A 21,367-nucleotide genomic window follows, 5' to 3' on the forward strand; every position below is an offset into this window, starting at 1 on the left:
CAGCTAGTTTTTCATGAACAAGGTGAGGTGCGAAATAATGAAAACAGCCAAGGAGCCGCTGCTGCTCTATGTACACATTCCAAAAACCGGGGGAACCTCCTTCACGCAGGCGATTAATGAGCATTGCCCGAACGCTGTTTACTTTTTTCAGGTGGCGGATAAACCCGACTTGCTGCGGCAAACCCTCAAACAGGCCGATGCGCTATGCGGCCACCTCCCATTTGGACTTCACAAAGCCACTAGCCGTCCCTGCCAATACGTGACGATGCTGCGTGATCCAGTGGACCAGATCGCCTCCTTCTTTTATTTTAAATACAAAAATAAGAGTTATCTCGATAACTACAATCCCTATCTTACGTTCGAGGAGTTTCTGAATAATTCGTATTTTGATCCTGAATATGTAAATTTGCAAACCCGGTTTCTGAGCGGAGAGCTATGGAGCACAACTCCCGATTTGAGCTTGGCGACCAGGAATTTGGAGCAGCATGTTTCATTCGCCGGCATTACGGAGCTGTATGCGGAATCGCAATTTTTGTTTATGAAAACAATGGGCTGGGAGCCGAAGGTTTATTCGAAAATAAATGCCAATAAAAGCCGCCCGCCAAAAACGGAACTGACCAGCGACATCATTGACATCATCCATAGCAAAAATGCGAGTGATGTTGAGCTGTACTATTTTGCCCGCCAGCTTCTGCTGAAAAAGCTTTATGCGCTTTCACATGCTTCTCGGGAGGAGCTCCGCCTTTATAAACGCAATTGCCGCTGGCAGGGCGAGGACCAATTGGGTTACTATTAGAGGAACTGACAATGAAATAGACGAAAACGGGAGAGAACTCGCCATGACGGATAATAGCTTAAAAAAAGGTATTTTTTTCGATGTGGATGATACGCTGTATGATCATTTGCCTCCTTTTACGAAAGCAGTACAAGAAGTGCTTCAGCTTAGCGAAGCCTTCCCTTATGAAGCAGCCTACCGCCGCATGCGGCATTACAGCGATGTGCTATCCGAGCAAATGGGCGGCGCTGGCGCACTGGAGGCTGGGGCTGCGACGGAGCTGATGCGGACGCGCCGCTTCCAGCTGGCGCTAGGCGAGTTCGACGCAGCGCTTACGGACGAGCAGGCCGCAGCGATGCAGGCTGCCTATATTGGCTGCCAATACGACATCGTGATGTTTCCAGGGGCAAAAGCAATGCTTGAGCGGCTTGTAAAAACCGGGTACATCGTTGGCCTCATTACCAACGGAGCTGGTGCCCATCAACGCCGCAAAATCGAAGCGATGGATATCGACGATTTGATCCCTCGTGACCGTCAGTTCATTTCCGGTGAAGTAGGCTGGGACAAGCCCGACCCGCGGATTTTCAAGCTGGTGAATGAGCGTACAGGCACGCTGCCGGAGAATTGCATCTACATAGGCGACTCTTGGAATAATGATGTAGTAGGCGCCCTGCAAGCAGGCTGGATCTCCATTTGGTTCAATCACCGTCAGGTGCAGCCGTTAACGGAGCATGCTCCTGCTTACATCATGTCTGATTACACAGATTTGCAGAAACAGCTGGTGAAAATGGGTGTTTTGCCTTTGCCAGACCGCAAAGACGGTTACTCCAACTAAGCCAAATAGTATGGCGTCTATCTGACCTGTCACGGATGCGTTATATGCCATTCGAAGTAACGCTTGCTCACAACATACCGATTCAGCTGTTCCGTGCCAACCAATACAGCAAAAACAAGCCGCCCCTCCGCAGAATAAACTGCTGAAAGGACGGCTTGTTTGTCTTTTATAGCGTTAATAACTAGCAAAATATATACGAGCTAGTCTGATGTGAACGAATTACAGCAATTCCTTACGCAGCTGTGCTGCGGATTTCGGCGATAGCAGACCGAACGGAATATCAAAGACGGTTTTCGCGCCAGCTCCACCCTCTTGAGCAAGCTTGTAGGCTGCTCTCGCATAAGCGACAAGCACGCTTGCCGTGAACTCAGGGTTGCTGTCCAGCGTTAAGCCAAACTCAATGATTTGTGTGCTGTTTGCTCCGGTTTTGCCACTGCGCAGTACTGTGCCGCCGTGCGGCATTGCGGAATGCTCTGCTTTCAGCGTCGCTTCGTCTACGAAATGCACAACCGTATCATAGTCGGCAAAATAGTTCGGCATATTGCGGATTTCATCAGCAATTGCTTCCTGATTCGCGCCTTCTTCTGCTACGATATAACATTCTCTAAGATGCTTCTCACGCGTTGTGAGCTCAGGATTTTCCCCGCTCCGCACACGATTGACCGCTTCTTCAACGGGAATCGTATATTGCACGCCATTCTTCACGCCATTGACGCGGCGAATCGCATCGGAGTGGCCTTGGCTAACGCCTTTGCCCCAGAACGTATACTCCTTGCCCTCTGGCAAAATCGCTTCCGCCAGCAGACGGCTAAGGGAGAACAAGCCCGGGTCCCAGCCAGTCGAAATCACGCTGATTTTGCCGCTTGCTTTCGCAGCTGCATCCACCTGCTCAAAATATTCAGGAATGCGGGCATGCGTATCAAAGCTGTCGACGGTGTGGAACAGACGGGCAAAAGCAGGTCCCTGCTCCGGCAAATCGGTTGCCGAGCCTCCGCACAAAATCATAACGTCAATGTCGCCAATAAATTTTTCTGCGTCTTCAATGGAATAAGCTTTCGTCTCAGACGGAATGGAATCTGGATTTCTGCGAGTAAAGATAGCATCCAGACGGAGGTCCGGACTTTGTTTGATGGCAAGCTCCACGCCGCGGCCCAAGTTGCCATAACCTACGATGCCAATGCGAATTTGTTCAGCCATGTGTATCGCCACCTCTTATATAAAATTAAAAAATGATTGCAAGCAGATCGGCACTAAAAGTCCGTTCTACACCCAGCCTCTTGCTTCCATTGCTGCAGCAATACGCTTGATGGAAATCATATAAGCCGCTGTACGAAGGTCAGTGCTGTGCTCTTTCGCCAAATCACGAACAGCCACGTACGACTGAATCATGTTCGTTTCGAGCTTCTCAAGCACTTCAGCCTCGCTCCAGTAGTAATTCATCAGGTTTTGTACCCACTCAAAATAGGATACCGTAACCCCGCCTGCATTTGCAAGGACATCAGGAATAACAACGATGCCCTTCTGGAACAGAACGCGGTCTGCTTCCGGCGTCGTTGGGCCGTTTGCTGCTTCAGCGATGATTTTTGCTTGAATGCGGTCTGCATTTGCAGCTGTAATCACATTTTCCAGCGCAGCTGGTACCAAAATGTCAACATCCAGCTCCAGCAAAGCTTCGTTGGAAATAACGAAGGATTGGCCGTAGTCCAAAATGGATGCATTGTCCTTAAGATCGGAAATTTTATCGTAGTCCAGTCCGTTTGGATCGTAAATGCCGCCGCGCGAATCGCTGATCGCTACGATTTTACAGCCTGCTTCGCTAAGCAGACGAGCTGCGATTCTTCCTGCGTTGCCGAAGCCTTGAACGGCTACAGTCGCATTTTGTACCGGAAGATTCTTATCTTTAAGCGCTGCGAAAATCGTATACACACAGCCTTGAGCTGTCGCTTCATTACGGCCTTTCGAGCCACCGATAATAAGCGGCTTGCCTGTAATGACACCTGGGGAATATCTGCCTTTCATCTTGCTGTACGTGTCCATCATCCAGCCCATAATTTGCGGCGTCGTATACACGTCTGGTGCAGGAATATCTTTATCCGGTCCAACAAAGTCGGCAATAGCTTCCATAAATGCGCGGCTTACGCGTTCCAGTTCGCCTTTGCTCATTTTGCGAGGATCACAGATAACGCCGCCTTTGCCGCCGCCATAAGGCAAGCCAACAACGCCACATTTGAAGCTCATCCACATCGACAATGCTTTAACTTCATCAAGCGTAACGTCTGGGTGGAAACGAATGCCGCCTTTAGTTGGCCCAATCGCATCATTGTGCTGGGAACGGTAGCCTTCAAAAACCTGTACAGAACCATCATCCATACGAACCGGGAAGTTAACCGACAATACACGCATCGGATGCTTCAAAATTTGAGTCACATGCTCAGGCAGCTTCAGATGGGCAACCGCGGTATCAATCTGCTGCTGGGCAATTTTATAAGGGTTTAATGTTTCTTCTGCAACAACGACTGTCATTTTCGAAATCATTCCTTCACTCTAAATTGGTCTGCTTGAAAACTGCCGCTTTACCGCGACCGCGCACTATCGAATTACACCGACAATGAGTTTTTTTCATTTTACCTTTTTCACCTGCATATTAAAAGAATTTTCTTGATAATAATGCAAAAAAATATTCAAATCGTCCATTGTAACGTTAGGTTTCTTTAAAAGTTATAAGAAGTGACATATGACATCAATTGATATATAAATCCGTGATTTTGTGTCAAAACTTGATTTTAAGCGCGAAAATTAATATCAAGTCAGGTTTACTACCACTTTATTTTTCGTCTCCGGCAAATCAAAAGCTTGTCTCGTCGTTTTCATGGCATTCATTGTCACACGAAAAAATGATGAAAGGTAACAATAGCATTGCCCGCAAAAAAAGAAAGGCTGGACGCTTTATGCATCCAGCCTTGCACTATTCCAACCTTCCCCCTGACCGGAAGGAAGCAATAATGTCATTTTTCCCTCTAAAGCTCCTCTAGTCGGATACTCCAGTAGTATGTGCCCTCACTATTATATCGCTCCAAATAAGCCGAATGATCGTGCCTTCCCCTAGAGTAGTCACGACCGAGATTTTGCCGCCCATCGCTTCTGTCAGCCCTTTGGCAATCGCCATCCCAAGGCCCGAGCCATTTGGCGAAGTGGCGGTATCCGTGCCGCGATAATACCGTTCAAACAGCCGATTCAGCGTGTTCTCATCCATTCCGCCACCATTGTCGGCAAATTCGATCGTTATGCCTTCCTTTTTCTTCTCATCCGCAACGATCAACGAGACGCTTAGAACCGTATCCGACGCATTATGCACAAGCGCATTTGCAGCAATATTGTTAACGACACGCTCCAGCCACGGGGTATAGAGCTGAACCCATACCGCTTTCTGAGCAGACGCTTGGAACCGGATTCGACCTTTGCCAAACATGGGATCATCTGCCGCTAGCTGCAGCGTATCCCGCAGCCAGCCATTCAATTCCACTTCTTCGATCTCGGGCGGCAAAATCCCCGTCTTCAAGCGATAGGTCATCGCCAGGTCGCTGATCAGCATGTCCATATGAGCCGACTTTTCCAGCATCGTTGCTGAAAATTTGCGTACATCCGCCTGTGACCAATCATATTTGGGCTCCACGAGCAGATGGGCATAGCCCGTAATGGAGGACAAAGGCGTCTTCAAATCATGAGTAACGCCCGCTATCCATTCCTCCCGCAAGCTTTCCGTCTGCTTCCGCATCTTCTGCTCGCGCTGCAAAGCAGCAGACAGCTTATCAATGGATAAAATGACATCGGCGAAAACACGGTATCGCCGCCGCCATTTGCCAGAAGGCATCCGGCTGCGCGGCAAACCCTTGCGATCCAGCGGCTCTTGGTAAACAGCATGGCCGATGGCATCGAGCCATACCAGCATATGCAGCAAAGGTGCGCCAAACCGGCGCGCCTGCCACAGCGACAGCAGCAGGAATAAAATCAGCATCGCGGCAAACATCGTAACGACGCCAATAATGACAATTTGTGCCTCGGCCGGAATGATCGGTTTCCTGCCCGAGGTCTCTGTTCCCGTATTTTTTTGCCCAACAATCCATGTCTGCTTCGTCTGCTCATTGTAGGAAGATTGAATGAGATAGCCGTACCTCTCGGAGTAGAGCGATCGAAGTACCAGCTCCTGAACGGAATATTGCCCCGGAATGGTGTCCGGCTTATTGTAGGAAGCAAGCTCCGTGCCTGCCTGATCCAGCAGTTGCACGAACACTTGGCTCTTCATCAGCTCGAAGCCCATCTCATCAGGAAGCAAAAGCTGCCCGTCTTGCGCTGCAAATCCACCATCGTTCACCTGCGTAAGTACCGGCTGCATATAATTCGGCGCGCCATAAACGAGCGTGTAAAGCCTTCCGTTCTTCTGTTGAATCCATACGGCCAAGTGGTAAGCAAACGGCTGCTTCCCTGTCCAATAAGCGACCAGTTCGCCCGGACCATATTGCTTGGGAACATCCGCAGGCGTATTATAGGAGGTTTCCACCTGCCCGAGCTCATCCAGGCTTTGCAGCCAGCCGCCATTTTCCTTCACCTGCTGCAGCAGGCTGGGATCAAAGCGAATCCCCTCTGCTCCAAGCTCCGACGATTCGACTAGCTTCTCCAGTCCAACGTTGGCAAAATCACGCGTAATGCTAATTTCGTTAAACTTTTGCAGCATCCAGACTACCGTTACAGCAGACATAAGCAATACGATTGTGCCCGCTATCCCTAACTGGAGGACAAATCTCAACGTCAATTGCCGCCGCATATTCATTGCGTGCCATTCTCCCGCAGCGGCCCTTGAACGAGCTTGTAGCCAAGCCCTCTCACGTTGACGATATACTTCGGATTGGAAGGATCGGCCTCAATTCGTTCCCGAATCCGATGAATATGAACCATTACGGTATTATCGTCGCTGAAGGCGTCGTCGCCCCAAACCTTCTCGTAAAGCTCGCTTTTGCTGTATATCCGGTTCGGGTTTTTACATAGAAACAACAGCAGTTGAAATACTAGCGCCGGGCAGGCAACCGCTTGCCCTTCCACCGTCAGCTCGCCCGCTGCTTCATCCAATTTAAATCGTCCATAATCAAAAACAGGGCTGTCAAGTCCCCGCTCCATCTCCACGGCTCTGCCGCCATTTACTGAAGTAGACGCGCCAAAATATCGCCGCAGCTGCACCCTTATCCTCGCCACCACCTCAAGCGGATTGAAGGGCTTCGTAATATAATCATCCCCACCGATGGCAAAGCCGGTCAGCTTGTCGAAATCGGAAGTGCGCGCGCTCAAAAATAAAATCGGAGCATCTGTCGTTTGCCGGATAAACGGACATACCTCGATTCCGCTGCGCCCCGGCAGCATGACATCCAAGACGATTAAATCATATTTTTTCGCTGTACAGGCAGCAATCGCCGCTTCTCCTGTGCCAACGCTGTCAATATTCGTGTAGCCTTCCTTGCGCAGCACCGTCTGCAATAGCTCCAGCAGCGCCTGTTCATCATCCACAAGCAAAATCGCTGCATTTTCCACTACGCCGCCTCCTTTCATTATCTGTGCTGTATTTATGCTATTTCTCCATCATAGCATGATCGCCCAGATTAAATACGCTATGCTGGCTTAACGGAAGCTTAATTCGAAAGATCGGCTCAGCGCTGAAAGTTAAGACAGCGTTAAGCCGCTGTTTCATAGCAGCTAAGAGTGGACTGCTACTATAGGGTTATAGACGATAGGAATATAGAGGAGGAGATTGGAATGCAGAAACCATCATTTAAGAGGATCAAACAAGCCGGGACTTCGGTTAAAATAGCTGCTGCTGTCGGCACGCTAGCCGTGATTTTAACTGCCTGCGGGGGCGGGGATACAGCGGCAACGAGCAATAGCGGGGCAACAAATTCCGCCGCAGCTGCTAATCAGGCAGAAGGTGCTGCCTCAAATCCGCCAGCTGCGACGGAGTCAGCAGCGAATCCAAGTGAAGCGCCGGTAACGCCGGAGCAAATGCCAGAGGCACTGCTTGCCGGCAATTATAAAGGGGTTTATGAGCGCTTTAGCGCCCCATTCAAGGAACAGGTTAGCGAGGCTGATTTTATAAAAATGGCCGAGTCCTTTATGAGTGGCGTGCAGTCGCTCGAAAACTCCTCTATTTTGAACAAAAGCGGCGCGGAGCAGCGCACATGGGTGAGCGATTCCGGGAATAAGGGAATGGTCGGCATTTTTGATACGGAAGGCATGATTCTTGGGCTGCAAGTAAAGGAGCTCACCCCTGCAACGGAAACAGACAGCATACTGACCAAAAATAGTTACAGTCTGCCCTTTCGCGGAGAATGGCTTGTCATTTGGGGCGGAAACAATGTGCTAGTCAATTATCACTATGAATATGAGAGTCAGCGCTACGCCTATGATTTTGTGCAGGCGAAGGACGGTTTTTCCTATGAAGGCGATCCGTTGAAAAATGAAAGCTACTTCGCCTTTGGCCAGGATATTCTAGCCCCTGCGGACGGTACAGTCGTATCGGTTGTTAACGATATTGCCGATAACGAGCCCGTTGGCGTCATGAATGAAAAAGCGCCTGCCGGCAATGTGGTTGTCATTGATCATGGAGGCGAATACAGCTATCTCGCCCATATGAAAAAAGGCTCCGCTACTGTAAAGCTTGGCGACAAGGTCAGCAAAGGCGATGTCATTGGGCTGACGGGCAATTCCGGCAACTCCAGCGAGGCCCATTTGCATTTTCAGCTGTCGGATGGGGATGACTTGTTCACTTCGCGCGCGATTGCAGTGAAATGGGAAGGCGGCATTAAGCCTGTGCAAGGAGAAACGATTGGCAGCGCTGAATAAGATAGCAAAAGCAAACAGCTGCAAGCATCGGTCTTTCCAGACCCAGCCTGCAGCTGTTTTTTTGTATCTCACGATCTTTTGTGCCTAACGGACGCCTATTTTTCTCCGTATTTTTCAATTAAACCGGATTAATCGTTTATAGATGAATGTTGTTTTGCGATAGTCCTGCTCCACATCAAGGGGCTGGGGAGCCTCAAGCTGCTGCCCTATCTTGAACAGCGCTTCCGCCTCCAGCAGCAGCTCTTCCCCTACGCCTCTGTCCAAGTATGCTGGATGTACGATCAGTCCGCCGATATATGGAACATCCCCTCGCACATGCAAATGGATCGAACCAACGATGGACTCGCCATCTACAACCGCTTTGAGAAAAATATGGTCTTGAAACTGCTCCCTTATAGCCGCCAAGGACGTAGTTGAAGGCTCCATCCTATACGTTCCGAATCGGCCGCCCTGACCTCTGCTCGCCGCTTTCTTCAGCGCAGTGATTGCTTCGGCATCGGATACGAGCGCTATTTTTATTATCATCTGCTCCATCACCTCTTTGAGCGTACAATCTTCTTCGCGTCATTTATTATTCATTATATAAAATATAACTGAACTGATTCTGAACACTTCACCTCGTCCACTTGGCAAACTAAAAAGCAGATCAAGAGAACTGCTTTCCCCTTAATCTGCTTACAATCGAATCAATGTGCGATAAATGAATCCTCTGGGCCGTGAACTAGGAAATAAGGGATGATTGTTGGTTGGTGCGTTATTGTTTTACCAGCCAAGCTGTAAGCTCTTCCAGTTGTGCTGAAGTGGCGATGGGATCAAAGTACCAGGATTTATCGCCATGCCAGATGTAGACCCGATCATTTTTAACCGCATCGAGTGTTCCCCAGATTGAATCTGCCTTCAAATCCTCAAGTGTATGCGTCTCTGAAGTGAAAATGATGTAGTCACCCGCATACTCCTCCAATATTTCCATCGATATTTCGAGCGACTGCTCCTTCATGACCTCGGCTGCATGTTTGGGCGGAAGCTTGCGGTCAAGCGCATGATAAATGGCTTGTCCACCGCGCCCAAAATTATCCCCGAATACGCCTACTGTTTTGCCCCAATCTTCCATGAGGGAGAAAGTTGCTTCGGCTGGCACATGCTGCGCAACCTGCTCACGAGCCTGTACAATTTGCTTATCAAAATCGGCAAGCCAGGCCTCCGCCTCTTGTTCCTTGCCCAGCACTTGGCCGAAAAATTCAATTTCTTCGTGTACCGTTTTCAAATTGCCGAAGGGCACGAGCACGGTTGGAGCAATTTTGCTAAAGGATTCATAGGCCATTTCATTGCCGGTAACGATCAAATCCGGCTGCAGCTCCAAAATTTTCTCCAGCGAAATACTTTCGTATTCGCCAATATTTTCTACGCCGGCAAGCTCGGCTTTATAGTAGGGATTTTCCAGGTTTTTTTGCGGCGTGCCAACCGGCTTCACATGAAGCGCAATAAAACTGCCCAAATAAAGATCAACCACGACGCGCTGCGCCTGATTCGGTATTTCTATATCTCCTTTAATGGTCTTAATAATCCGTGTTCCGCTTGCCGCTTCAGCTTGCGGCGATGTTTCAGGCGACTTCTGCTCCGCTGATGCTTGTACGTTTCCAGCATTGCTGGAAGCAGCTCCCTGCGGTGCTGCCATACCCGAGCAAGCACTCAAAAATAGGGTCAAACTGATCAGCATCGTAGCTAGCAATTTTTTATGGCTAAACATAGGTAACTCCCCTTCTCTACTATGTTGATAATAATTATCATCCTCACTATAAAGCTTGGAGCTATAGTTGCCAATGGAGAATATGCGCCCGATCGTTGGATTTTTTGCTCTTTTTGCGATCTCCCCCCTCTGTGTACGAAATCGTATAGGAGACTGGCCGATATGTTTTTTAAACATCCGCCCAAAATAATATTTATCTGGATAGCCCGCGTATATCGCTACTTCTTCCAAGGTCGCTTCCGAGTTCAGCAGCAGCTCCTTGGCATGCTTCAGCCTGATCTGGGTTAAATATTGAATCGGGCTGACACCGGTCTCCCTCTTAAATAATTTAACTAGATGGCCTACGCTGCATTCCAACAGATCCGCAAGAGCATCTAGAGCAATCGCGCTGGCATATTGCTCCTCCATATATCGAATTGCCTGCGAGACAAGATCGGCCCGCGCCAGCTGTACGCCGTCCCTGTGAAGCTGCCATAGCAGCTCGTACACACACTGATAAAATAAAGCTTTAGCGTGGAAATGCTCCAGCTCCCCGCCCTTTTTCCAGCTGCGCTCCAGCTCTTCGATTTTTGAAAATAAAGCCAAGGAAGAATGCGGCACCAAGCTGTATTGCAGCTGAAAGGGACGATGCTGATGCAGCAAATCCAAAATCTCCTGCCTGCTGGGAAGCGGAATAACCGCCTTATAAAATACGATGACATATTCAAATGACTCGGCTGACGGCCTGATGTCCAGACACGCCCCTTTGCCGCCGTGCAAAACGTGAAATCGCTTCATGCTGCTAGCCACGCTGTCCAGCTTCACCTCAGCACGGCCACGCAACGCATATAAAAAAAAGCTCGACGGAACGCGGTAAGCCCGCAACTCCTCATCTATGCCTAATACGGCGCGCCTTATATCCAGCAGCTTAATCGAAGCCCGATTCCATAAGGCAGTATGTTCATTCAACTGAAGCACTTTATTCACTCCCTGTCTCCCCCTTACGCAAAAGCCTTTTACGTTAATTATTATTCATCATAATTGATAAACGTTATCACTTACAACGGAATCACTATAAATAACTTTTATAACAATGGATTGACAGCGCTTCCCATAAAATGATACTATCTTCTCCCTGTCATTTTAACAACGTGAGGAGGAAAGCACTTGATTGAGGTTAACGGAATTAGCAAGTCATTCCTGGTGTCAAAGCGGCCGCCGGGCTTGGCGCATGCGGTAAAATCGCTTTTTCGGAGGGAGTATACGGTGGTGGAGGCGCTGCAGGATATCTCGTTCACGATTGGCTCCGGCGAAATTGTCGGTTACATTGGCCCGAATGGAGCCGGAAAATCGACGACGATTAAGACGATGAGCGGCATTCTCGTACCAGATAGCGGGACATGCTCGATTATGGGGTACACCCCTTGGAAGGATCGCGTTTCCTATGTGAAAAATATCGGTGTCGTGTTTGGACAGCGCTCGCAGCTATGGTGGGACGTTCCGGTACTGGACTCCTTCGAGCTGCTGCGCGATATCTATCGCATTCCTCCGCTGGAATATCGGGCGACTCTGGCACTGCTCGTGGAAACGCTGAATTTACAAGCGCTGCTGCATACTCCCGTTCGCCAGCTCAGTCTTGGACAGCGCATGCGCTGTGAAATTGCCGCTTCGCTGCTGCACAGCCCCAGCCTGCTGTTTCTGGATGAGCCGACGATTGGGCTCGATGCCGTATCGAAAATCGCCGTCAGGCAGTTCATTAAAACGATCAACGAGGAAAAAGGCGTTACCGTCATTTTGACGACCCACGATATGTTTGATATTGAGGCACTCGCAAGCCGCCTGCTGCTCATCGGCAAAGGTAAGCTGCTTTATGATGGCACCGTGCAAGGACTCCGCAGCCGTTATGGAGGCAAAGGCGGAACAGCACAAGCTTCACAGCTCCAGCAGGCATCGAATTCACCAACTGAGCAGGACCCGTCCAATGACAGCCTGTCCATTGAAGACATTGTTGTGCAAATGTACAAGGAGTACGCACTATGATTAAACCTTATTACGCCGTACTCAGACTGCGGCTCAGCAACGGGCTGCAATACCGTGCCGCCGCATATGCAGGCATCGGGACGCAGTTTTTTTTCGGCTTTATTTTCATTATGGTGTTTGAAGCCTTTTATGCCCAGACGAGCGCAGCCGCACCGCAGATGAGCCTCTCCGAGGTTGTCGCTTACTGCTGGCTCAAGCAAGCGTTCCTTGCCTTCATCGTATTATGGCTGCGGGACAATGAGCTGTTTCAGCTCATTACAAGCGGCAATATTGCCTATGAGCTGTGCAGGCCAAGCGGCATTTACGGCCTCTGGTATGCCAAGCTGCTCGCCCAGCGGCTGTCCAGCACTTTGCTTCGCTGCCTGCCGATCTTGCTGGTGAGCTTGTTTCTGCCACAGCCCTATAGGCTCGAGCTGCCGCCTGACTTTGCCGCCTTTTTCCTATTCGTCTGCTCGCTTATCATAGGCTTGTTCCTAATCGTAGCCATCTCCATGCTTATTTATATTTCCGTATTTATTACGATGTCTCCGGCTGGCTCCCTGCTGATGTTCAGCGTGTTTGGCGAGTTTTTCGCTGGCATGATTATTCCGGTGCCGCTTATGCCGGAGTGGATGCAGCGAATCGTCTACGTCCTGCCCTTCCACTGGACCGTCGACTTCCCTTTTCGCGTCTACACCGGCAATATTCCCAAGCTGGATGCAGCAACGGGGCTGCTGTTTCAGCTGCTGTGGCTTGCCGCCCTTATTTTCATTGGCAAAATCGCGATGAGCAAGGCGCTGCGACGCGTCGTTGTACAAGGAGGCTGATGCGGCGATGACGCTTTATTTTAAATACATGCTGCTGCTGTTCAAAGCGCAAATGCAGTACCGCGCTTCTTTTCTGCTGCTCGTGCTTGGACAATGCTTAACGCCCTTCACTGTATTTGCCGGGTTATATTTCATGTTCGAGCGTTTCGGGGAAATGAAAGGCTGGAGCTTTTACGAGGTTATGTTATGCTTTGCCATCACACATATGGCTTTCTCGATTACCGAATGCTTCGCCCGCGGATTTGATATGTTCTCCTCGCTAGTCGTCAGCGGGGATTTCGACCGGCTGCTCGTTCGGCCGCGCGGCACCATTCTTCAGGTGCTCGGCTCCAAATTCGAATTTTCCCGCGTCGGGCGCCTGCTGCTTGGCATCGGCGTGCTGATCTGGGCGATTACGAATCTGGGCCTCGAGTGGACGCCGCTGAAAATAACCGCACTCGTACTCGCGCAAGCGTCCGGAGTTATTATTTTTGCCAGTATCTTTATTCTGTGTGCCTCATTCAGCTTCTGGACCGTGCAGGGGCTCGAAATCGCCAATATTTTGACCGACGGCGGCCGGGAAATGGCGCAATACCCGCTCAGCATCTACCATAGGCGCATTCAGCAATTTTTCACCTTCATCATCCCGTTCGGCTGTGCCAACTATTTGCCGCTGCAATACATACTCGGCCGCGTGGAAAACCCGATGTATGCCTTTCTGCCGCTGGCAGGGCTGCTGTTCCTTGCGCCATGTCTGCTCATCTGGCAAATCGGCGTTCGACGCTATCGCTCGACCGGATCTTAGTGCTGCGGGATAAGCAGCTTATTATTGGACTGCCGGATAAATGCGATAGGCATCGCGGTTAGCCGCGCCCGGTACGCCCGGTGCATCGACGGTATCGGCAGCATTAGTTACTTGGAGCGCTGCACTATCCAGCTTGGACAACGACCAACCGTAAGAAAGCACCGAGGCAAGCCGATCAGCTTCCTCATTCGTTAGCCAAGCATGGACGGCTTCGCTGCCTGAATCCAATAGGAGCTCCGCCTCCTGCTGGAAGGCAACCTTGATCCAGCTGTGAATGCCGCGAATCGTATTGTATTTAATTTGATAGCCCTCGGTCACAGCCTGCGCAAAAAGCTCCGCATCGCTGCTGGCTAAAGTATTCAATAGGCCATAGTCAAATTGAAAGGGGCTCGTATCTACGGGAAAGTCCCCCGCATGCACCTTGTGAATCAATTGTTCATTCGTCCAGCCGTAGGACTTAAGCGATTCCAGCAATAGCGCATCCCACTGCGATAGTTTAATAGTCGTTCCTGTCTTTGCATCCATGTTATTCGTCTCCTTTATCTGTGCTAATCCTTGTCCTAATATGAGTAAAGAGATTGCCCCAACCATCACGAAGGAGGGGGCAATCTCTTTCTATTATTTAGCTGCTGCGCCTGCTTGGTAGGCGTTCAAAAACTCTTTTACTTTTGCCGAATCAGCTTTCAGCTCAAGGCCTGTTTTCACAAGCGGGCTAAGCGTAGAAATAGCTTTAAATTTATTGCCGCCGTAATAGGCCAAAAATTCATCCTGATTGATTGAATAAAGCACGGCTTTTCTCAAATCTGCGCTTTCTGCAACCGGACGGTTTTTCGTATTGAACAGCAGGTACGAAGCCGCGTTGCTCGGAAGCGTCTGGAGCGCCAGCTTGCTGTCGCCCTTCACAATGTCAAACTTCGTTTCAGGCACGCTGTAATAAAGATGAATTTCGCCGCTGCGCAGTGCGGACAATGCACTATCGGCATCTTTTATAAAACGAACCTTAATCGACGTGATTTTCGGCTCATGCTTCGTGCCCTTCATGTAGCCAGGGTTTTTATAGAAGACAGCTTCGTAGTCGTTTTTGTGAGCCAAAATATACGGACCGCTTGTGTACAGCGTATTGTTGTATTGGTTGCCCTCGGTTACCGTGTTTTGGTCGCCGTAAGGAATATCCTTGTTCACATCAAATTTAGCTACATCATAAGTGTTGATTTTTTCTACCTGCTTCTTGGATACGATACCCGCAGATTGGTGAGCCAAATAATTCAGCACTTGCGGGAAGGGAACCGTTGTTGTCAGCTTCACAACCTGATACTTGCCTTCCTTGCTGCTCGCTTGCGCCTTATCGGATACGAGCTCGGAAATTTTGGCTTCGAGGCCTTTTTCCAGTTCATTTTTCACATTATCGCTGCCGCCGGACAGCTTAACGGACTCAAGCACTGCTGGGTCAGTAACCAGCTCAATATTTTTAATATGCTCATGCAGCGTGTATGTCCGGTGGTCAGGAACGGAATCTTTATTTTTCGCGCGATCCAGGGAGAAAATAACATCGTCGGCGCCTACACGCTCGCCAGAATCGGCAACGAGCTTGTCTTTAATTTCCGCGAAATGGATATCATCTCGCAAGATGAAATAATAATCGGAATTACCTTCGGCAATCGCAAAGTTATACGACAGTGAGCCTTCCGCCGTCAGCTTGTCATCATCGGTCAGATTGAGCAGACGCACGTATTGGTTCGTATTGATGATGTTAATGGAGCCGTCATTGCCTTTAATCGGGTCAAGCGAAGTCAAGGTCGCCATTGTCGATTGCAGCACCAATGCTTCCGTATTGCGCTTCGATGCGTCTTTAAAATCCAACTCTTCCCACGGCAGCGATCTGGACTTGGATAGGCGAACGCTGTCCTTATTCAGCACTTCTTGATTAAACGCCTGCGATTTAAGCGAGCTGTAAAGCGGAGCAATGTAAGCATTGTCGAAAACGAGCTTTTGCTCCAGTTGTTTATACGTTTCTGTATATTGATCCGGCGTTTGGGTGGAAGCCGTATCAATGAGGGCATCAATGTCCTTGTCGCTCATAATGCTATAGTCACCGCCGGTTTTAAACAGTGAACGAACCGCATAGTCCGGGTTTCCAGTAACTGTCGTCCAGCTGGACAACGCAATATCATAGTTGCCAGCATCCTGCTGCGCTTTAAAAGTACCGTAATCGGCTTGAATGTTCAGCTTTACGTTAAAGCCGTTTTTCGTCAGCTGGTCGCGAACAATGTTCAGATCCGCCTCGCTGCTGCTCATTCCGAGCAATTCAATATCAATCGGCTTGCTCTCAACAACCGCCTCTGCGCCTTCTGTCGCTTGCGGCGTGCTTGCAGCCTCATCCTTCGTCGTCAATGTGCAGCCGCTCAGCATAATAGCCAGACTGAGCAGAATAAGTGAAAATAGCTTGCTTGTGTGTTTCATGTTTCTCTCTCCTCTTTGTCATTATTCTATAGTCTATAAGTTAACTCACATTCGTACATCGCCAATACATCGTTTCGTAACGTAGCTTTGGATGGAATATGAATGAGGTTACAGCAAATAAATAGGCCATTACCATTACCGTTGCAATTGCAGCTTTAGCGCCGCTCTAATCCAGCTTCGGATCTAATGTATCCCGCAAGCCATCGCCGAGAAAATTAAACGACAGCACGAGCGCAATAATGGCAAGTCCCGGATATATCGCCGTATAGGCGTGTGTTTCCAGATAGGTGCTGCCCAGCCGCAAAATATTGCCCCACTCCGGGATATGCGGCTCGACGCCCAAACCGAGATAGCTCAAGCTGCTCGTTGAAATAACGGCGGTGCCTATCGTAAGCGTCGATTTCACAATCATAGGAGCGATGGCGTTCGGCACAATATGCTTGAACAAAATAACGAGGTCGCCTGAGCCGAAAGCCCGCGCCGCCTGTACATATTCGAGCGTCGATACGAGCAGCACATTCGCCCGCATCGTTCGGGCATAGGTTGGAATCGCGCCGATACTCAGCGCCAATATTAAATTAGTCGTGCTGGCGCCAAAAGCTGCAATAATGGCGATAGCCAGCAAAATACCCGGGATGGCGTACAGCACATCCAGCGCACGCATAATGATGTTATCCGCATAGCGGCCATAATAACCGGATACGGCACCCAGCACACCGCCGATTAAGACGGGAATGAGCGTAGATAGAAAGCCGACTAGCAGCGAGATTCTGGCACCGAATACGATGCGGGAAAGTAAATCCCGGCCAAAATTGTCCGTACCCAGCGGATAAGCGAGGTTTGGATGCTGCAAAATCGCTCCATAATTATTATCGATAGCCAGTCCATAATCAAAGGTTAAATAGCTGGTGACCGACAAGGTCAGCAGGAACAAAATAAAGAGCAGTCCCAGCATCGACGTTGAGCTTCTGGACAGCTTCTCCACCACATCGCTCAGCCGTGAGCCGGATGTAAAGCTGCGATCCCGCAGCTTGGCGATAAGCAGCAAGCCGAGGAAAAGTGCAAATAGATTGCCGCTCACTGCCGTTGCGATCAGGATCAAAGCGACGAGCCACATCCAGCGCGGCAATTCCGCCCGATCAGCATATTTGGCCACAAGCAGCAGGCTCGTGAGCTGGATAACCGCTGAGATGAGCAGCAGCACCATACCGGGTAAAAACGTATTTGCCACATAAGGCTTGAATACATTCAGGGCAGATACGGCGAACACAAGCAAAGTGGTTAGCAAAGTGTATACCGCAAGCGTATACGCAGCGCTCTTCTTCCGCTTAATGAGCTGGAGTGCTGCGGTGGCAATGAACACATTCGCCGTCGCCAAGCTGAGCAGCAGTACGTAGCCAAGCGCTCTAGTTGAACGGCGAAGCTCGCCGCCTTTCAGCAAATCGCGCCGAATGATTGCCCATACCGCAAGCTGCAGCAGCGCAAAACCAAAATAGGCAGCGCTTAGGGCAAGCCCGACCGACTTGAATGAAGCGTCGGCGGGCGTATAGCTGCTGAGGAGCAGCACAATTGCCAATGCCAAGGAGACAATGCCAGCAAAGCTGGCCTGACTGTACTCTAGGCTGGATTTTAATCTAAAACGAATTTGCTGCTTGCTTATTAAATCATTGGACACGGATAGCACCTGCTTTAGTATTGTTTCATTTTGGAGCGAATTCTAGGGTCAAAAAAGGCGTAAAGCAGATCCACAATGACGTTAATAATCGATATTGTAATCGCCGTGTAGACGACCCCGCCCATAATGGCCGGGATATCCGGAATAAACTGCTTATCAACAATGTAGCTTCCAATCCCGCTAATATTGAACACTTTCTCCGTCACCGCCGCTCCGCCTAGCATTGCGCCGAATTGCAGCCCAATTACCGTAATAATTGGAATAAGCGCATTGCCTACAGCATGCTTCCAAATGACATGTCGGCGGGCCAGCCCTTTCGCCCTGGCGGTCGTAATATAATCCTCGTGGATAACCTCCAGCGTTGAAGAGCGGGTCATTCGCGCAACCGCGGCTGTCAGGCCAGTACCCAGAACAACGATCGGCATAATTGCCGAAAGTGCATTTTGCGGATTATAAGTAGCCGGTAGCCAGGATAGCTTGATTGAGAAATTCAAAATAAAAATCAAGCCTTGCCAGAAATTTGGAATCGACAGCCCCAGCAAGGCAATGAACATAAAGGTGTAGTCAAAAAAGGAACCGGGCCTCGTTGCCGAAATAATGCCGATTGGCAAAGCAATCAATACCGCGATCAGCGTTGAAATGAAGGTTAACGTCAGCGTAACAGGGAATTTGCCCGCAATAGCTGTTGTTACACTCTCATTGCCTGCGAAGGAACGGCCCAGATCAAAGGTCAATATGCCCTTAATCGTATTCCATAGCTGAACGAGATACGGCTGATCCAGTCCGTACAGCTGGTTAAACGCCGCAATTTGCTCTGCGGTTGCCGTCTCCCCCAATAGGTTAGCCGCCGGATTCATTGGCGAAATGTACAAAATCGTAAAAACTAAAAAGGCTACACCGAAAATAACAAATATCGCCATAAACAAACGCTCTGTAATATATTTCACATAAGGGTTCGCATAAAGGGCCATGATGGCATACATCAGTAGTCCAGGAAGCAGCGATAGTACGAAAAACGCGGGCCGTTTGAGCAGAGAATCGAATGTATCGCTGAAAGTGAGCTTCCCTTGCTGCTCCTCTGACAGACGTTCCAATACGCGGGCGGCCAGCTGCTCTTTAAATTTAGCGGCTGCGATTCGCCTCGCTTCCTGCTCCGTTTTGTCTGCGCCGGGCGTCTGGCCGAAAAATCGCTGCTTGCGCTGGATTTGATCCAGTGCCTCCGCCAGCAGCTTGTCCATGCTTCCTGCTTGCAGCAGCTCTTCTCTCGTCTCTTCCTCAATCCGGCGATAGCCATGCCGGGCTTTACGATATAAATAAACCACGAATACGAACGCGGATACGGGTGCGCCTGCGATAAGCAGCAGCAGCCTGTAGGCTGGATGCTGAAGCATTTTACGATAGACAGCAGCAGCCCAGTCTGTGATGCCATTTCCGATTTTCAAATCTTGCCCCGTCAAGCATGCCCGCCCCTTTTAGTCTAGTAATTTTAATTGCATTATTCCGATGGATATAGTAGATTTTATTTTAAGGAATACAAAATGTCAACATTCTATTAAATTTGATTTGCACAGGTGACGATATGAAACCATTATTACAAGTAAATAATTTGTCCGTTTCCTTCTTTTCTCGTGATTCAGAGGTTGAGGCGGTACGCGGGGTAAGCTTTGAAGTCAGGCAAGGTGAGACGCTCGGCATCGTAGGCGAATCGGGCAGCGGCAAAAGCGTCACTGCCCGCACGATTATGCGCTTGCTCCCTTCTCCCCCCTCTATAGTCAAAGGCGGCGAGGTGTTATTTCATGGCGATAATCTCGCTCATAAGTCAGAGCACGAAATGGAGCAAATACGCGGCAAGGATATCGGCATGATTTTTCAGGACCCGATGTCTTCGCTTAATCCGACGATGCGTATTGGCCGCCAAATTGAAGAAAGCTTAATCAAGCATAGGAAGCTTGGTAAACAGGAGGCCCGAAAAGCCGCTATCCAGATGCTGGACATGGTTGGCATTACAAATAGCGAGGCCCGCTATTATCAATATCCCCATGAATTTTCCGGTGGCATGCGGCAGCGGGTGATGATTGCGATTGCTCTCGCCTGCCGGCCTTCCCTGCTCATCGCAGACGAGCCTACGACTTCACTGGATGTAACGATTCAGGCGCAAATTTTGCAGCAGATGAAGGAATTGCAGCAGCAGCTTGGAACGTCCATTATTTTGATTACGCATGATTTGGGTGTTGTAGCGGGGATGTGCGACCGCGTAGTCGTCATGAAGGATGGAGAAATCGTGGAAAGCGGCACGACGGAGCAAATTTTCGCAAATCCACAGCATCCTTATACGGTAAAGCTGCTTCATGCCCTGCCGCGTCTCGATGAGAAAAAGAAGCCAAAGCCGAAGCCGTTGCTAGCCCGCCCGGAGGACAATGTACCGCTGCTTCAGGTGCGCTCGCTTAGACAGCATTTTGACCTTGGCAAAGGCCAGATTGTTAAAGCGGTTAACAATGTGAGCTTTGACATTCAAGCGGGCGAGACGCTTGGCGTCGTTGGCGAATCGGGCAGCGGCAAGTCAACGACAGGCCGCACGATCTTGCGGTTAAACGAAGCGACAGGCGGGGAAGTGCTGTACCGGGGCATTCCGCTCCAGCATCTAAATCGGGCCGAGATGAAGCAAATGCGGCGGCATATGGGCATTATTTTTCAAGATCCCTATGCTTCGCTCAACCCGCGCCTGCGCATTGTGGATATTATCGGCGAAGCGTTGGATGCTCATGCCCTAACGAAGGGCAAGACGAATCGTCTCAAACGCGTAGAGGAGCTGCTGGAATTGGTCGGGCTGAACGCCTCCCATGCTCTCCGCTATCCGCATGAGTTTTCCGGCGGGCAGCGGCAGCGCATTGGCATCGCCCGTACGCTGGCGGTTGAGCCGGAATTTATCGTCTGCGACGAGCCGCTGTCTGCTCTCGACGTCTCGATTCAAGCGCAAATAGTGAAGCTCTTGGAGGAGCTTCAACAGCGGCTTGGCCTGACTTACCTGTTTATCGCCCATGATTTATCCATGGTTAAGCATATTAGCGACCGGGTCGCGGTTATGTATAAGGGCAAAATCGTTGAGCTGGCTGAAAGCGAGGAGCTCTATACGAATCCGCTCCATGCATATACGAAGTCGCTGCTCGCAGCCATCCCTGTTCCTGATCCAGCCATTGAATCGAAGAAGCGGCTGCTGCCACATACGGAGGCTTCCAAAGCCGATCCATACGGGCTGGAGCATTCTTCCTTTATAGAAGTGAAGCCGGGACATTTTGTTGCCGTTGCAGGAGCTTAAGCTTCGAAATAAGCCGCAGCATAGATTTGAAAAATAAACAGCCAGCACTAGCCGAAAATAGACGG

The 21,367-nt window shown here is 49.8% G+C and carries 17 protein-coding genes; 7 read left to right on the forward strand and 10 right to left on the reverse strand.

Annotation, left to right across the window (positions count from 1 at the left end; translation table 11 throughout):
- Positions 1 to 37 precede the first annotated feature (37 nt).
- Complete coding sequence (locus tag AC50YG_RS08675; RefSeq protein ID WP_494826147.1) at positions 38 to 796, forward strand: sulfotransferase family 2 domain-containing protein; 759 nt, start codon at positions 38 to 40, stop codon at positions 794 to 796.
- A 43-nt stretch (positions 797 to 839) separates the two neighbouring features.
- Complete coding sequence (locus AC50YG_RS08680) at positions 840 to 1,610, forward strand: HAD family hydrolase (RefSeq protein ID WP_494826148.1); 771 nt, start codon at positions 840 to 842, stop codon at positions 1,608 to 1,610.
- Positions 1,611 to 1,829: 219 nt separating this feature from the next.
- Here AC50YG_RS08680 and AC50YG_RS08685 read toward each other — a convergent pair whose 3' ends face one another.
- The 4 genes from AC50YG_RS08685 to AC50YG_RS08700 all read right to left on the reverse strand — a co-directional run bounded on the left by AC50YG_RS08685 (position 1,830) and on the right by AC50YG_RS08700 (position 7,190).
- Positions 1,830 to 2,807, reverse strand: coding sequence for a diaminopimelate dehydrogenase (locus tag AC50YG_RS08685; RefSeq protein ID WP_046233954.1), 978 nt, complete (start codon positions 2,805 to 2,807; stop codon positions 1,830 to 1,832).
- Positions 2,808 to 2,873: 66 nt separating this feature from the next.
- Positions 2,874 to 4,133 carry a Glu/Leu/Phe/Val family dehydrogenase gene (locus AC50YG_RS08690; protein WP_494826373.1) on the reverse strand — a complete coding sequence of 420 codons (1,260 nt, stop codon included), beginning with the start codon at positions 4,131 to 4,133 and terminating at the stop codon, positions 2,874 to 2,876.
- Between the two features lie 505 nt (positions 4,134 to 4,638).
- Positions 4,639 to 6,438, reverse strand: a complete 1,800-nt coding sequence (locus tag AC50YG_RS08695; protein ID WP_494826150.1) for a sensor histidine kinase — start codon at positions 6,436 to 6,438, stop codon at positions 4,639 to 4,641.
- Positions 6,435 to 7,190, reverse strand: a complete 756-nt coding sequence (locus tag AC50YG_RS08700) for a response regulator transcription factor (protein WP_494826151.1) — start codon at positions 7,188 to 7,190, stop codon at positions 6,435 to 6,437. Before AC50YG_RS08700 ends, AC50YG_RS08695 begins: the two co-directional genes overlap by 4 nt.
- Positions 7,191 to 7,412: 222 nt before the next feature.
- Between AC50YG_RS08700 and AC50YG_RS08705 the strand changes: the two genes are divergently transcribed.
- Positions 7,413 to 8,495, forward strand: coding sequence for a M23 family metallopeptidase (locus tag AC50YG_RS08705; protein ID WP_494826152.1), 1,083 nt, complete (start codon positions 7,413 to 7,415; stop codon positions 8,493 to 8,495).
- A 114-nt stretch (positions 8,496 to 8,609) separates the two neighbouring features.
- On the opposite strand, the gene AC50YG_RS08710 is transcribed toward AC50YG_RS08705, so the two are convergent.
- Both AC50YG_RS08710 and AC50YG_RS08715 read right to left on the reverse strand, forming a co-directional pair.
- Positions 8,610 to 9,020, reverse strand: coding sequence for a GNAT family N-acetyltransferase (locus AC50YG_RS08710; RefSeq protein WP_494826153.1), 411 nt, complete (start codon positions 9,018 to 9,020; stop codon positions 8,610 to 8,612).
- Positions 9,021 to 9,249: 229 nt separating this feature from the next.
- The gene (locus AC50YG_RS08715; protein ID WP_494826154.1) at positions 9,250 to 11,208 is read right to left on the reverse strand and encodes an ABC transporter substrate-binding protein; all 1,959 of its coding nucleotides are present in this window, start codon (positions 11,206 to 11,208) and stop codon (positions 9,250 to 9,252) included.
- Between the two features lie 180 nt (positions 11,209 to 11,388).
- On the opposite strand from AC50YG_RS08715, the gene AC50YG_RS08720 reads away from it, so the two are divergent.
- Genes AC50YG_RS08720 through AC50YG_RS08730 form a run of 3 tightly spaced genes read left to right on the forward strand, consistent with a single transcriptional unit; the run spans position 11,389 to position 13,851 of the window.
- Positions 11,389 to 12,261 carry an ABC transporter ATP-binding protein gene (locus tag AC50YG_RS08720; RefSeq protein WP_494826155.1) on the forward strand — a complete coding sequence of 291 codons (873 nt, stop codon included), beginning with the start codon at positions 11,389 to 11,391 and terminating at the stop codon, positions 12,259 to 12,261.
- Positions 12,261 to 13,067: an ABC transporter permease gene (locus AC50YG_RS08725; protein WP_494826375.1), complete on the forward strand. Its 807-nt coding sequence runs from the start codon at positions 12,261 to 12,263 to the stop codon at positions 13,065 to 13,067. Before AC50YG_RS08720 ends, AC50YG_RS08725 begins: the two co-directional genes overlap by 1 nt.
- 7 nt (positions 13,068 to 13,074) lie before the next feature.
- Positions 13,075 to 13,851, forward strand: a complete 777-nt coding sequence (locus AC50YG_RS08730) for an ABC transporter permease (RefSeq protein WP_473757354.1) — start codon at positions 13,075 to 13,077, stop codon at positions 13,849 to 13,851.
- A 21-nt stretch (positions 13,852 to 13,872) separates the two neighbouring features.
- Here the strand turns inward: AC50YG_RS08730 and AC50YG_RS08735 are convergent, their stop codons facing one another.
- The 4 genes from AC50YG_RS08735 to AC50YG_RS08750 form a co-directional block, all read right to left on the reverse strand.
- Positions 13,873 to 14,376 (reverse strand): hypothetical protein, encoded by a 504-nt coding sequence (locus AC50YG_RS08735; RefSeq protein WP_494826157.1) that lies wholly within the window; start codon positions 14,374 to 14,376, stop codon positions 13,873 to 13,875.
- 93 nt (positions 14,377 to 14,469) lie between these two features.
- Positions 14,470 to 16,311, reverse strand: a complete 1,842-nt coding sequence (locus AC50YG_RS08740) for an ABC transporter substrate-binding protein (protein ID WP_494826158.1) — start codon at positions 16,309 to 16,311, stop codon at positions 14,470 to 14,472.
- A 166-nt stretch (positions 16,312 to 16,477) separates the two neighbouring features.
- A complete protein-coding gene (locus tag AC50YG_RS08745; protein WP_494826159.1) occupies positions 16,478 to 17,986 on the reverse strand; it encodes an ABC transporter permease in 1,509 nt (502 codons plus the stop codon).
- Positions 17,987 to 18,000: 14 nt separating this feature from the next.
- Positions 18,001 to 19,443, reverse strand: a complete 1,443-nt coding sequence (locus AC50YG_RS08750) for an ABC transporter permease (RefSeq protein WP_494826160.1) — start codon at positions 19,441 to 19,443, stop codon at positions 18,001 to 18,003.
- Between the two features lie 122 nt (positions 19,444 to 19,565).
- Between AC50YG_RS08750 and AC50YG_RS08755 the strand changes: the two genes are divergently transcribed.
- Positions 19,566 to 21,302, forward strand: a complete 1,737-nt coding sequence (locus tag AC50YG_RS08755) for an ABC transporter ATP-binding protein (protein ID WP_494826161.1) — start codon at positions 19,566 to 19,568, stop codon at positions 21,300 to 21,302.
- Positions 21,303 to 21,367: the final 65 nt, after the last annotated feature.

It is taken from the genome of Paenibacillus sp. J31R34, from assembly GCF_059383715.1.